Here is a 12,941-nt window from a genome sequence, read left to right on the forward strand (position 1 = left end):
CATCCGGTTCGAGCCCCGAGGCCCATGTGAACAGCGCGATCGACCACGTTCTGGCGGACGGCCCCGCACAACTGCTGCCGGCCCGGGAGCTGATGGCCTTCACCCTGGGCTCCCACATCCTGCTCGTGCCCTTCGGTGTGGCCCTGCCCGCCATCACCCTCCTGATGCATTACCGCGGGCTGCGAAAGGGCGACGCCGTCGCCCTCCTGCTCGCCCGGCGCTGGTCGTCGGTGATGGCCGTCCAGTTCGCCATCGGGATCGTCACCGGCACGGTGCTCTCCTTCGAGTTCGGTCTGCTGTGGCCGGGCATGATGGGACGGTGGGGCGATGTCTTCGGCCTCGGCTTCGGGATCGAGGCGTGGGCGTTCTTCCTCGAGGCGATCCTCATCGCGATCTACCTGTACGGCTGGCGCAGGCTCAAGCCGTGGACGCACTTCTGGCTCGGAGCGCCCCTGCCGCTCGCCGCCCTCATGGGCGCTTTCGGCATCCTGGCCGCGAACGCCTGGATGAACACCCCGCGCGGCTTCACGCTCGACCGGTTCGGCAACCCCGTGGACGTCGACGTGCGGCGGGCGGTCTTCACGCCGATGTTCGGACCGGAGTACTGGCACTTCGTGGTCGGCGTGGTCCTGACCGCCGGATACGTGGTCGCCGGGGTGTACGCGGTCGGCTGGCTGCGGGGCCGCCGGGACCGCTACCACCGGCTCGGCTTCACCGTGCCGTTCTCGGTCGCCGCGATCCTCACGCCCGTGCAGTTCGTGCTCGGCGACTCGATCGCCCGCTCCGTCTTCCACAAGCAGCCCGTCAAGTTCGCGGCCACCGAGATCGTCTGGAAGACCGACACCCGTGTGCCGGAGTACCTGTTCGGGCGCCTGCACCCCGACGGTTCGATCTCCGGCGGGATCAAGATCCCCCAACTGGACTCGATCCTCGCGGGATTCAGCCCCGACACCAAGGTGACCGGACTGACGTCGGTCCCCGCGAGCGACCGCCCGACGGCGACTCAGGCCACCATCGCGCACTGGGCGTTCGACATCATGGTGAGCATCGGAAGCCTGCTCGTGCTGCTCGCGCTCTGGTACGGCTGGTGCCGGCTGCGCCGCCATGACCTGCCCAGGTCGCCGTGGTTCTTCCGGTGCGCCGCGCTCGCCGGGGCCGCCTGTCTGCTGACCGTGGAGTGCGGCTGGATCACCACCGAGGTGGGCCGCCAGCCCTGGATCGTCTACCAGCACATGCGGGTCTCGGAGGCGGTGACGGACACCCGGGCCGGATCCCTGTGGGCGATGTTCGGCGTCGTCGTGGTGGTCTACGTACTCGTCCTCGGTGCCTTCGTGACCATCCTGCTGAAGATGAGCAGACGTTGGCGGCGGGCCGACGAGGACGCACTCGCGGGAGCCGCCCCCGAGGACCTGGAGGGCGACACGCCCTACGGGCCCCGCTCGTTGTCCACGACCGGCGGGGAGGACGGACGCCGATGATCGCGGACGTCGTCGCGTGGGTGCTGCTGGCCGCGGTGGCCGCCTACGCCTGCGCCGGCGGCACGGACTACGGCGCCGGGTTCTGGGACCTCCTCGCGGGCGGCGCCGAACGCGGCAGACGGCCCCGGTGGCTCATCGACCACGCCATGGCACCGGTGTGGGAGACCAACAACGTCTGGCTCATCTTCGTCCTGGTCATCATGTGGACCGGCTTCCCGGTGCTGTTCCAGACGGTCTTCACGGCCATGTGGCTCCCGCTGGCGCTCGCGGCCGTGGGACTCGTCCTGCGCGGCGCCGGCTTCGCCCTGCGCAAACCCACCCGCCGTCTCGCCCGGCGCAGGATCTACGGCGCCTTGTTCGCCGTCTCCTCGCTGCTGACCCCCTTCTTCCTCGGAGCGGCGGTCGGGGGTCTCGCCACGGGCCGGGTGACTCCCGGCACCAAGGCGTCCGCCGACGCCTGGTCCAACGGGACCTCCGTGATCGCCGGGCTCCTGACCATCGCCGCGACCGCGTTCCTCGGAGCGGTGTTCCTCAGCGCCGACGCCCGCCGCTTCGACGCCCCCGACCTCGTCGGCTACTTCCGGCTGCGGGCCTGGTGCAGCCTCGTCGTCATCGCCGTACTGGCCGTCGTCGGCCTCGCCGTGACCCACGACGCCGCGCGGTACGTCTACGACGGGCTGACCAGCGGAAGCGGTCTCGCCCTCGTCCTGGCCGCCGTCGCCTGCGCGGTCATCACCGCGGGGCTGCTGTACCGCAGGGCGACGGGGTGGGCGAGGTTCACCGCGGTCGGCAGCGTGGCTCTCGTCGTCGTGGCGTGGGGGCTCGCCCAGCGGCCCTATCTCATCCCCACCTCCCTGACCGTGTCCCAGGCGGCCGGCGTGTCCACGACCCTGCGCTGGCTGCTGCTGGTCACCCTGGTCGCGGTACTGCTGGTCGGACCCCCGCTGATCCTGCTCTACCGGCTGGACACCCGCGGAATCCTCCAACCCCTCACCGAGACGGACCTGCGGCAGACCTCGGCCGGCCGGGAACCCGAGAGCCGGTGACCGGGGCCGGGGCCGGCCAAGGCCCGCCGATCGTGCTGGTCCTGGGTGTCTCCGGCTCCGGGAAGACCACCGTCGGCAAGGCGGTCGCCGAGCAGCTCGGACTGCCGTTCGTCGAGGGCGACGACTTCCACCCAGCCGCGAACGTCGCCAAGATGAGCGCCGGTCACCCACTCGACGACGCCGACCGCGGGCCCTGGTTGCGCGCCCTCGCCGACCGTATCCGTCACTCCGTCGAGGCCGACGAGGGACTGGTGGTCGCCTGTTCGGCCCTCAGACGCGCCTACCGCGACCGACTTCGCGCGGCCGCGCGCTCCCGGCTGTGGTGCCTGTACCTCGCCCTGGACCGGGACACCGCGTGGAACAGAGTGTCCCGGCGCACCGGCCACTTCATGCCCGCCCGGCTGGTCGACTCGCAGTTCGACACGCTGGAGCCCCTGGAACCGGACGAGCCCGGCATGACCCTGGACGCCACCGCCGCCCTCCCGGCGCAACTCACCCGCGTACGGGCCGCCGTAGGCCTTCCCGGCGAGCACCCGTCCCGCTGAGCAGCCGGACTCCCAAGACCGGCGACGTTCCGTCATCACCCAGCTCTCGACGTTCCCGCAATTGGCCTACTTGAGGTGAGGCCCTCACCTGCGACCGGCTGGGCCCGGCGGGCCGGTGACGGCGCCACTGCGCCCGCGCCGGTGGTGGCCCACTACGCCCGCGGCTGACCGGGATCCGTGGCGTCCAGTGCGGCCAGGACGGCCGGTACCGGGATCCGCCCCGAAGCGACCAGTTGCGCGCCGCCGTGGCGTAGGGCGGTGGCGAAGGGCGCGGCCCACAGGTTCTCGTAGACCAGGATCCCGGCGGAGTTGCCGGGTTCCAGGGCGGCTGCCGCCTCCTCGATGTCGTCCTGGCCCAGCAGTCCGGATCGGACGCCCTCGAAGACGGTCAGGTCCAGAGCGCCGTCGCGGTTGAGGTCGGCGATCTCCAGGCCGACCACGGATCCGTCCTGCTCTCTTCTGACGAACAGCAGATCGAGGATCCGGATGAGACCGCGGTCCACCAGGTCGACCAGGAGCGGAAATCCCTCGCCGGTCATCCGGTTGCCGGGAAATTCGACGACCAGGTAGTCGATCGGTCCCATTTCGGCGAACTCATCGTTCACGGCATCACTCACGGCATCGCTCACGGCGTCACCCCTCGGCGGTCATGACATGGAGATTCCCGGGAACTCCCACTGCCTCAGAATTCCATTGCATCACCGGAGGTGAGCCGCCGCACCTCAGTGCGGTGTCCGACCCGAAAGGCCCGGCCAGGTCGCGGGGCCGGATATGCGCGGGTCTCCTGTGACCATGACGAGCAGCACACCCCCACCGGGCCCGGACGAGCCGGACGAGCTGGATGAGCTGCGGAACCGGGTGCGGGCCCTGGAGAGCACCGGGCGGGCGCCGGCCACGCGGCACCACAGGTTCCGGTCGACGGGGTCCGTCCTGCTGATCCTCCTCGCCGCGCTGCTGTCACTGCTGGCCGTCGTCGCGGTCTGGGCGAACAGCATCGTGCGGGACACGGACCGCTACGTCGCCACCGTCGGGCCGCTGGCGAGCAATCCGGACGTACAGAAGGCGGTCACCGACCGGGTCACCACGGCGGTCCTGGCGCAGGTCGACGTGGAGGCACTGGTCAAGGAGCTGGAGAAGCTGGCGTCCCAGCAGGGCGTCCCGCCGAAGGCCGCCGGACTCCTGGGCGACCTGAAGGGCCCGATCACCAGCGGACTGAAGAGCCTGGTCGGCGACACCGTCCAGCGGGTGGTCTCCAGCAGTGCGTTCGACACCCTCTGGGTGAACGCGAACCGCGGGGCCCACAGCGCGCTCGACGAGGCCCTCACCGGCGAGTCCGACTCCGTGGTGTCCGTCGAGAACGGCAAGGTCGCCATCGACGTCGGGCCGATCGTCGCCGAGGTCAAGGACCGGCTGGTCAGTGCCGGATTCGCACCGGCCGCCGCCATCCCGGCCGTGCACACGGAGTTCGTGGTGTTCGCGTCGAAGGATGTCGGCGAGATCAAGTGGTACCTGAGGGTGCTGGAGATCGTCGGCAGCTGGCTGCCCCTCATCGCCGTACTGGTCGCCGCCGCGGGCGTCTACCTGGCCGTGCACCGCCGCCGGGCCCTGATCGGGGCCGCCCTGGCGGTGTTCGCCGCGATGCTGCTGCTCGGCATCACCCTCAGCGTCCTGCGGTCCGTCTACCTCGATCATCTGCCCGCCGGGACGTCCGAGGCCGCGGTCGGCGCGGTGTACGACGCGCTGGTGAAGTTCCTGCGCGCGGGCGTACGGGTGGTGGCCGCGGTCGCTCTGGTGACGGCCGTCGGCGCCTTCCTCGTCGGTCCGCCCCGGGGCGCCGTCCTCACCCGTACGGGCTGCGGCAAGGCCGTCGGCGCCCTACGGGACGTCTCCGTGTCGGCGGGACTGCGGCTGGGCGCGGTCGGCCGGTTCGTCCACCGCTACAAGCCGTGGATCGGCGGCGTGATCCTGCTGGTCGCCGCGATCGTGCTGTTCACCTGGACCTACCCGACCGTGGCGGTCGTGGTGTGGACGCTGGTGATCGTCCTGGCCGCCTTCGCGATCCGCGAGTTCCTGGACAGCGACGACAGCGACGACAGCGACGGCACCCCCGGCCAGCCGTCCGTCGCCACGCCGTCCGCCTGACCGTGCGCTGAGCGCGATGCTGCTGACGGCCCCGTACCCGGCAACTCGGCGTGCGAGGCCCCGCCGGCTGCCGCAGGGTGGGGACATGTGGTCGCCCAGCGAGCTGAGCGAGGCCGACTTCCGGCACCTCCACCGCCGTCTGAGCGCCAAGGCCCCCGGCGGTGCGGCACGCCGCGGCGCCCTGGCCACGATCACCGGGGAACAGGTGCTGGCGGCCGTCCGCGAGGTGCGGACGGGACGTACGGTGTCGCTCGGCGCACCCGTCGACACCCGTGGCGGACCGGACAACGCCGACCCGGCCCGGCACTGGCTCACCGCTCCTGCCGACGGGCATCCCGGTTCGAGGGGCCTGGAATTCGCCCGGGACCGGTTCGCCATGAACGTTCACGGCGACGTGGACAGTCACCTCGACGCGCTGTGCCACGTCGTCTACGACGGCACCCTGCACGGCGGCCGGCCGGCGGCGGACGCGCTGTCGCCGGACGGCGCGAGTGCCCTGTCCGTCGACCTCGCGAGCGACGGCATCACCGGACGCGGGGTCCTCCTCGACATCCCCCGGCTGCACGGTGTTCCCTGGCTCGAACCCGGAACAGCCGTGAAGGCCGAGGACCTCGTCGCCGCCGAGGCGCGGCAGGGGGTCCGGGTCGGCCGGGGCGACATCCTCCTGGTGCGGGTCGGACACCGCCGACGGCGGGAGGAGCTGGGCCCCTGGGACGTCGCCGGCGCGCGGGCCGGACTCCATCCGACCGCCCTGGAGTTCCTGGCCGAACGGCAGGTGGCCGTGCTCGGCGGCGACGGCAACAACGACACGGCACCCAGCGCGGTACGGGGAGTCGCGTACCCGGTGCATGTGCTCGCCGTGCACGCGATGGGACTGCATCTGCTCGACTACCTGCGGTTCGAGGACCTCGCGCCGCTCTGCGCCGAGGAAGGCCGCTGGTCGTTCCTCTGCGTGATCGCGCCACTCCGGCTGCCCAAGGCGACCGGCTCCCCGGTCAACCCCCTCGCGATCCTGTGACGGCCGACGGCCGACAGGCCCTGGCCGGGCGGCCGGTGCTCACCCGAACAGCTCAACTCGCCGGAACCATCGCCCGGGGCTACGTTGGTCATCGGGCCGTATGCCCCTTTTGGAACCTTTTCGGCCTTTTCAATCGGCGGAACCGGAGCACGTTCCGAGGACGGTGGCCGGCATGACCGACGCGCTGCACTACGACGTCATCGTTATCGGCACCGGTGCCGGCGGTGGCACCCTCGCCCACCGGCTGGCACCCACCGGAAAACGGATCCTCCTTCTCGAACGAGGTGACTATCTGCCTCGCGAACGCGACAACTGGGAATCCGACGCGGTCTTCGTCAAAGGGAAATACCGCGCCCCGGAGTTCTGGTACGACAAGGACGGAAAACAGTTCCCGCCCGAGGTCAATTACTACGTTGGCGGCAACACCAAGTTCTACGGCGCCGCGCTCTTCCGGATGCGCCCCGAGGACTTCGGTGAACTGCGCCACCACGACGGTGTGTCCCCCGCCTGGCCCCTGAGCTACGAGGAACTGGAGCCGTACTACACGCAGGCCGAACATCTCTACCTCGTCCACGGCCGACACGGCGAGGACCCGACCGAGGGCCCCACCAGCGCCCAGTACGCCCACCCGCCGGTCCAGCACGAGCCGCGGATCCAGCAACTCAGCCACGACCTGGAGAAGCGGGGCCTGCACCCCTTCCACCTCCCCATCGGGGTCAACCTCACCCAGGACGACCGGGGTCGGGCCACCCACACCAGCGCCTGCATACGCTGCGACCGCGTCGACGGCTTCCCCTGCCTGGTCGGCGCGAAGTCCGACGCGCAGGTCATCTGCGTCGACCCCGCCCTCGAACATCCCAACGTCGAGCTGCTCACCCACGCGGACGTGCGGCGCCTCGAGACGGACCCGACCGGCCACAGTGTCACCTCGGTCGTCGCGACCGTGGGGGACGGCGACCCCGCCACCGTGGAGTTCAGCGCCGACATGGTGGTGGTCGCCTGCGGTGCCGTCAACTCCGCCGCCCTGCTGCTGCGTTCGGCGGGCGAGCGACATCCCCGGGGCCTGGCCAACAGCTCGGACGTGGTGGGCCGGCACTACATGCGGCACAACAACCTGGCCCTGATGGCCGTGTCGAAGGAACCGAACGACACCAGGTTCCAGAAGACCCTGGCGCTGCACGACTGGTACCTGGGATCCGACGACTGGGACTACCCCCTCGGCGGCATCCAGATGCTCGGCAAGTCCGACTCGGAGCAGATCCACGGCGAAGCACCCCGCTGGGCCGGGACGGTGGCCCCCGACATGCCGTTCGAGGTGCTCGCCCACCACGCGGTCGACTTCTGGCTGTGCGGTGAGGACCTGCCCCGCGCCGACAACCGCGTCACCCTGGACCGGGACGGCGCCATCCACCTGGCCCTCGACGAGAAGAACAACACCGCCGGGCTGAAACGCCTGCGGCACAAACTGCAGGACATGCTCGGCCACTTGGGCATGCACGAGCACCATCTCCTGTCGCACAGCATCTACCTGCACAAGGGGATGCCCATCGGTGCCACCGCGCATCAGGCGGGCACGGTCCGCTTCGGCCACGACCCCGAAAGCTCCGCCCTCGACGTCAACTGCAAGGCCCACGACCTCGACAACCTCTACGTCGTCGACACGAGCTTCTTCCCGAGCATCGCGGCGGTCAACCCGTCGCTGACCGCCATCGCCAACGCCCTGCGCGTCGGCGACCACATCGCGGAGCGGCTGCGGTGACCCGACAGGGGCCACCGGGTACGCGTCGACGCCGCCCCAACCGGGCGGACAGCGGCTGAAGCACCCGGAGAGGGAGACCGACATGGACCGCTACCCGCCCATCGCCGACCACGGGCTCGTCGGGGACCTGCAGACCGCCGCTCTCGTGACGTCCCAGGGCGTGATCGACTGGTTCGCGGCGCCGCGCTTCGACTCACCCAGTGTCTTCGCCGCCCTGCTCGACCACGACGACGGCGGCTACTTCCGCCTCGCCCCCGACCACCCCGAGGGAACCTGGAGACAGCTCTACTACCCGGATTCCGCCGCCGTGGTGACCCGCTTCATGTCACCCGACGGAGTCGGCGAGATCATCGACCACATGCCGGTCCAGCCGGGCCCGACCGCGACCGACCGGCACCGCCTGGTGCGCGTCGTACGGGCGGTACGCGGCACCGTACGCTTCCGCCTCGAATGCCGGCCGCGGTTCGACTACGCGCGCGCGACCCACGAACTGGACCTGACCCCCCGCACCGCGACGTTCCGGGCGCCCGGAATGACCGCCTACCTCCAGGGCGGCATCCCGTTCGAACGGGACGGGCAGGACGTCCGCGGCACCATCACCCTGAACGGCGGGGAGTCGACGGCCGTGGTGTTCACCGTCTGCGCGCCGGGCGGTGCGGCGCCACCGCCGCCCACCACCGAGCAGATCACCGAAGAGCTCTGGAAGAACATCGACTTCTGGCACACATGGGTGCGCACCTCGCGCTACCACGGCCGCTGGACGGAGATCGTGCACCGCTCGGCCATCACCCTCAAACTCCTCACCTACGCGCCGACGGGAGCGCCGGTCGCCGCCGCCACCATGGGACTGCCCGAACAGGTCGGCGGTGAGCGCAACTGGGACTACCGGTACACCTGGGTGCGGGACGGCTCCCTTTCGGTGCGGGCCCTGCTCGACCTCGGCTTCGTGGAGGAGGCGACCCGCTTCACCCACTGGCTCGGCGACCGCCTCGCCGCCCACGACGGACCGGACGGCGAACCCCTCCAGATCATGTACCGGGTCGACGGCGACCCCCATCTGACCGAGGAGATCCTGGACCACCTCGAGGGCTACCGTGGCTCCTCCCCGGTCCGGGCCGGCAACGCGGCCGCCGACCAGCTGCAGCTAGACATCTACGGCGAGGCCCTCTACGCGCTGGCCGAGGGCCGCCAGGTCGGCGAACAGGCGGGCTACCACGGGTGGAAGGGCCTGGCCGCCACCCTGAACTGGCTCGCCGACTCCTGGGACCGGCCCGACGAGGGCATCTGGGAGACCCGGGGCGGACGCAAGGACTTCACCTACAGCCGGGTGATGTGCTGGGCCGCCTTCGACCGCGGCATCAAACTGGCCCACGAGTTCAGCAGGCCCGCCGACACCGCGCTGTGGACCCGGGCCCGGGACGCCATCCTCGAACAGGTCATGGAACGCGGCTGGAACGACAAGGAGCAGGCCCTGGTCCAGCACTACGGCGGCGACGTCCTGGACGCCTCGCTGCTGCTCGCCCCCCGGGTCGGGTTCCTGTCCCCGCGCAGCCCCGGCTGGCTCAACACCCTCGACGCCATGGACCGCGTCCTCGTCTCCGACAGCCTGGTCTACCGCTACGACCCCGAGGCCTCCCCGGACGGACTGCGCGGCTCCGAAGGCACCTTCAGCCTGTGCACGTTCCTGTACGTCGACGCCCTCGCCCGCGCGGGACGCCTCACGCAGGCCCGCTACACCTTCGAGAAGATGCAGACGTACGCCAACCACGTCGGCCTGTTCGCGGAGGAGATCGGACCCAGCGGGGAACAACTGGGCAACTTCCCGCAGGCGTTCACCCACCTCTCCCTCATCACAGCCGCTACGACGCTGGACGGCGCTCTCGACCGGCACGCGGCCTGAGCTTGGGGATTCCCGGCCCCTGCGGCAGCAACTCCGTGGTCACGAACGACACCACGGTCGCCAGCACGATCACCGGCACCGTCTCCGACTTGCCGACCATGAGGACGACCAGCACCACCGTGCTGACCGGCAGCCGCAGCGCGGCGGCGCACGCGGCCGCCATCCCCGCCGCCATCCCCGCCACGACGCCCAGTCCCGGCAGCGGGGACAGCAGCACGCCCACCGCTCCGCCCAGGAACAGGGAGGGAAAGGTCGGACCGCCGCGAAGGCTTCCCAGACACAGCGCGTACGCGACGCCCTTGAACGCCAGCACCGCCACCAGAGCGCCGACCGGCCACGCGTGGGGGTCCTGGGCGAGTCGGGTCAGCGTGGTCTGGCCGGACAGGGAGACCTCGGACGGCGAACGGCCGGTGACGAGGGCGTAGCAAGCCGCGCAGCCCGCCGCGCCGAGTGCGCAGAGCACCGTGTTGCGCAACGGACGCGCGGACACGAAACGCGCCGTGATCCGTCCGCCCACCATGATCCCGTGGACGGCCGCCCCGACGACGAGCGCCATCAGCGCCGACCACACCACGGCCCCGGTGTCGAGCAGGGGCGGGGTCGGCAGCCCGATGTCGAGGCTCCCGGTCTTCAGCCCGGTCCAGTGACCGAAGCCCGTGAACACGATGGCGCCGATCCCGCTGGACAGCAGGGCGGGAAGCATCACCGCGAACAGCTGCGGCCCGCCGACCCCGGCCACCTCCATGAGAATCACGGCCGCCACCAGTGGACCGCCCAGGAGCGCGGAGATGGCTGCCGCGGCACCGGCGGCACCGAGCAGCGCCGTGCTCGCCTCGGTCGCCGGAGCGCGCACGAGATCCCGGAAGACCAGCGCCAGACCACCGCCGAGGGCGATCAGCGGCGCCTCGGGCCCCAGCACGGCGCCCAGCGGCAGGCCGGCCAACGCGGCGAGCGCCACACCGGGTACCGCGGCTGCGGACGCCCCTCCGGAGTGCAGGCCCGCCGCCGGGATGTGCCCTCCTCGGCCCGGGAACCGCAGCACCACCAGGGCGACGACCGCACCCGCCACCAGAGCCAGGGGAAGGGGCCACCACCACGGCGGATCCGTCCACCCGAGATCGTGCGGCCAGTCCACCCAGATCAGGTCCTCCAGCTCATGGAGCAGGACGAGGAACCAGAACGCGACCAGCGACACCGGGATCCCGATCAAGCCGCAGAACACCAACGCCCGCCGGTACTCGGGCCGACGCAGCATGTTCCGCAACTGGTCGGCCTCTTGCGGCTGGTTTCCCGGAGCGGTCCCAGCCTCTCCGGGCTTCTGCTCGGTGATGGCACGTCTCCTGAGTCAGCTGTGGCGGGTGCGCCTGTTGAACCTGTTGAACCTGCTGCGTCCGCGGGAGGTGATCAGGCCGGTGGCAGCGCGAGATTACCCACCAGATGGCCTGATATCGCTCCGAGCGCCGCCACAACGCCCCAAACCACTCCGGATGGACGCGTGGTGCAGGGGGTGCGCCGATCCGGGTACTCGGCTCACCGTCCATGGCCCCAGCGACGGGCCCGCCGCCCGGGCCCGCCACCATCCGAGGAAGGCGAAACCATGAGCACAGTGAAGGAAGCGGTCGAGGTCGCCGTCCCGATCCGTACCGCCTACAACCAGTGGACCCAGTTCGCGGAGTTCCCGAAGTTCATGGACGGCGTCGAAGAGGTGCGTCAGCTCGACGACACCCACAACCACTGGACCACCAAGGTCGGCGGCGTGCGGCGCGAGTTCGACACGGAGATCGTGGACCAGCTCGCGGACGAGAAGATCGCCTGGCGCACGACCGGCGGCGACGTCAAGCAGATGGGCATGGTGCGCTTCCAGAGCGTGGACAACCTGCACACCCGCGTGGAACTCATCATGGACATCGAGACGAGCGGCCCGGCCGAGAAGGCCGCCGACCTGCTCGGAATGATGGACCGGCAGGTCAAGGGCGACATGCGGCGCTTCAAGGAGTACATCGAGGAGCGCGGCGGCGAGTCCGGTTCCTGGCGCGGCCGCGTCACCCCGGGCTGAGAACCGCCGACCACTCACCCGGGCGGTGGTCGGGAAGCGTCAGGTCGGCGGCCACACCGTAGTGGTCACTCGCCTGCACGCCGTCCACCGGGTGCACCAGGACCCGCAGGCAGGACGAGACGCGAAGGGTGGGGCCGGAGGCACCGCAGCGGACCATGAGGTAGTCGATGCGGCGGTCGGACGCCTCAGGCATGTCGCCCTGCCGGACCAGTGGGTTGCCCGGGCTGAACGTGGGTCCTGGTTCGCCCGGGTGCACGGTCGACCAGGCGTCCTGGAAGCAGACGCTCATGCCGTCCAGTGACTGCAGACCTTGCAGGAACCGCAGGCTCGCGGCTGCGGGGGAGGCGTCGAAGTCTCCGAGCAGGACGGTGTGCCGCACGGGCCGTCCGGCGGCCGCCCGGTCGGCGAGACGGGCGGTGACCAGGGCTTGCCGTTCCCGTTCGTGCTCGTAGTCGTAGGGCCAGCTCGGTTTGTGATGGACCACGAGGATCGTGCCGAGAGGTTCGGGAAGCGGGAGCTCGGCGGCGACGACCCCGCACCAGTCGGTGTGCGCCGTCCGCGCGGTCACGTCGAGCGGGTCCGTCACGGTGCGCCCGAAGGGGCGGCGCGCCGCCAGCACCGCTCCCTCGCCAGTGGCGGACCACCGCGGATGCGGGACGACGTGCCAGCCCTCCGCCACCAGGGCCGCCACGTCCGCGCGCGTCACTTCCTGGAGTGCGAGCACATCCGGGTTCAGACGCCGCACCTCCCGTGCCAGGACCGCCCGTCGGGCCGGACCGTCGGCGTACCGCGGTGCCAGCACGTTCATGGTCATGAGCCGGATGCCGTGCGGCTGTTCACCCATCACTCCAGCGTGGCACACGACCACCACGCGGAGATGGTGGTGGATGTCGGGACTTGACCGGTGAGCTTTGCTTGTCCTTTACCATGGGTACGAACGCCGTACCGACGTCGCATCGATGTCGTGCCGAGCGTCGTCCCGAGTGCCGTACCGAGT

Annotated in this window: 11 protein-coding genes; 8 read left to right on the top strand and 3 right to left on the bottom strand. The window is 70.8% G+C overall.

The window, feature by feature from the left end:
- Window positions 1-26: 26 nt before the first annotated feature.
- The 3 genes from ABZ027_RS10115 to ABZ027_RS10125 are packed head-to-tail and all read left to right on the top strand — an operon-like array spanning window position 27 to window position 3,069.
- Entirely contained in the window at window positions 27-1,478 is a 1,452-nt protein-coding gene (locus ABZ027_RS10115; RefSeq protein WP_356766305.1) for a cytochrome ubiquinol oxidase subunit I, read from the top strand.
- On the top strand, window positions 1,475-2,524 hold the full coding sequence (locus ABZ027_RS10120) for a cytochrome d ubiquinol oxidase subunit II (protein WP_356766307.1): 1,050 nt from the start codon (window positions 1,475-1,477) through the stop codon (window positions 2,522-2,524). The genes ABZ027_RS10115 and ABZ027_RS10120 overlap by 4 nt, the downstream gene beginning before the upstream one ends.
- A complete protein-coding gene (locus ABZ027_RS10125) occupies window positions 2,521-3,069 on the top strand; it encodes a gluconokinase (RefSeq protein WP_356766309.1) in 549 nt (182 codons plus the stop codon). The genes ABZ027_RS10120 and ABZ027_RS10125 overlap by 4 nt, the downstream gene beginning before the upstream one ends.
- Window positions 3,070-3,221: 152 nt before the next feature.
- On the opposite strand, the gene ABZ027_RS10130 is transcribed toward ABZ027_RS10125, so the two are convergent.
- Complete coding sequence (locus ABZ027_RS10130; protein ID WP_356766519.1) at window positions 3,222-3,653, bottom strand: DUF6325 family protein; 432 nt, start codon at window positions 3,651-3,653, stop codon at window positions 3,222-3,224.
- Window positions 3,654-3,861: 208 nt separating this feature from the next.
- Here ABZ027_RS10130 and ABZ027_RS10135 point away from each other — a divergent pair, with 208 nt between their 5' ends.
- The 4 genes from ABZ027_RS10135 (at window position 3,862) to ABZ027_RS10150 (ending at window position 9,888) form a co-directional block, all read left to right on the top strand.
- The gene (locus tag ABZ027_RS10135; protein WP_356766311.1) at window positions 3,862-5,211 is read left to right on the top strand and encodes a hypothetical protein; all 1,350 of its coding nucleotides are present in this window, start codon (window positions 3,862-3,864) and stop codon (window positions 5,209-5,211) included.
- Window positions 5,212-5,296: 85 nt separating this feature from the next.
- On the top strand, window positions 5,297-6,229 hold the full coding sequence (locus ABZ027_RS10140; RefSeq protein WP_356766313.1) for a cyclase family protein: 933 nt from the start codon (window positions 5,297-5,299) through the stop codon (window positions 6,227-6,229).
- Window positions 6,230-6,401: 172 nt separating this feature from the next.
- Entirely contained in the window at window positions 6,402-7,988 is a 1,587-nt protein-coding gene (locus tag ABZ027_RS10145; protein ID WP_356766315.1) for a GMC family oxidoreductase, read from the top strand.
- A gap of 82 nt (window positions 7,989-8,070) precedes the next feature.
- Window positions 8,071-9,888: a glycoside hydrolase family 15 protein gene (locus ABZ027_RS10150; protein WP_356766317.1), complete on the top strand. Its 1,818-nt coding sequence runs from the start codon at window positions 8,071-8,073 to the stop codon at window positions 9,886-9,888.
- Here ABZ027_RS10150 and ABZ027_RS10155 read toward each other — a convergent pair.
- Window positions 9,848-11,143: a chloride channel protein gene (locus ABZ027_RS10155; RefSeq protein WP_356766319.1), complete on the bottom strand. Its 1,296-nt coding sequence runs from the start codon at window positions 11,141-11,143 to the stop codon at window positions 9,848-9,850. The genes ABZ027_RS10150 and ABZ027_RS10155 overlap by 41 nt on opposite strands.
- Before the next feature lie 342 nt (window positions 11,144-11,485).
- On the opposite strand from ABZ027_RS10155, the gene ABZ027_RS10160 reads away from it, so the two are divergent.
- Window positions 11,486-11,944 carry an SRPBCC family protein gene (locus ABZ027_RS10160; RefSeq protein WP_356766321.1) on the top strand — a complete coding sequence of 153 codons (459 nt, stop codon included), beginning with the start codon at window positions 11,486-11,488 and terminating at the stop codon, window positions 11,942-11,944.
- On the opposite strand, the gene ABZ027_RS10165 is transcribed toward ABZ027_RS10160, so the two are convergent.
- The gene (locus tag ABZ027_RS10165) at window positions 11,931-12,788 is read right to left on the bottom strand and encodes an endonuclease/exonuclease/phosphatase family protein (protein WP_356766323.1); all 858 of its coding nucleotides are present in this window, start codon (window positions 12,786-12,788) and stop codon (window positions 11,931-11,933) included. The genes ABZ027_RS10160 and ABZ027_RS10165 overlap by 14 nt on opposite strands.
- Window positions 12,789-12,941 lie beyond the last annotated feature (153 nt).

Origin of the sequence: Streptomyces sp. NPDC006332, from assembly GCF_040612855.1 — a bacterium.
GTDB lineage: Bacteria > Actinomycetota > Actinomycetes > Streptomycetales > Streptomycetaceae > Streptomyces.

What these genes read in the sequence shown, in the direction of transcription:
- ABZ027_RS10120 (WP_356766307.1), top strand. Translation starts at nt 1,475, where the DNA reads ATGATCGCGGACGTCGTCGCGTGGGTGCTGCTGGCCGCGGTGGCCGCC.
- ABZ027_RS10130 (WP_356766519.1), bottom strand. Translation starts at nt 3,653, where the DNA reads ATGGGACCGATCGACTACCTGGTCGTCGAATTTCCCGGCAACCGGATG.
- ABZ027_RS10135 (WP_356766311.1), top strand. Translation starts at nt 3,862, where the DNA reads ATGACGAGCAGCACACCCCCACCGGGCCCGGACGAGCCGGACGAGCTG.
- ABZ027_RS10140 (WP_356766313.1), top strand. Translation starts at nt 5,297, where the DNA reads ATGTGGTCGCCCAGCGAGCTGAGCGAGGCCGACTTCCGGCACCTCCAC.
- ABZ027_RS10145 (WP_356766315.1), top strand. Translation starts at nt 6,402, where the DNA reads ATGACCGACGCGCTGCACTACGACGTCATCGTTATCGGCACCGGTGCC.
- ABZ027_RS10150 (WP_356766317.1), top strand. Translation starts at nt 8,071, where the DNA reads ATGGACCGCTACCCGCCCATCGCCGACCACGGGCTCGTCGGGGACCTG.
- ABZ027_RS10155 (WP_356766319.1), bottom strand. Translation starts at nt 11,143, where the DNA reads ATGCTGCGTCGGCCCGAGTACCGGCGGGCGTTGGTGTTCTGCGGCTTG.
- ABZ027_RS10160 (WP_356766321.1), top strand. Translation starts at nt 11,486, where the DNA reads ATGAGCACAGTGAAGGAAGCGGTCGAGGTCGCCGTCCCGATCCGTACC.
- ABZ027_RS10165 (WP_356766323.1), bottom strand. Translation starts at nt 12,788, where the DNA reads ATGGGTGAACAGCCGCACGGCATCCGGCTCATGACCATGAACGTGCTG.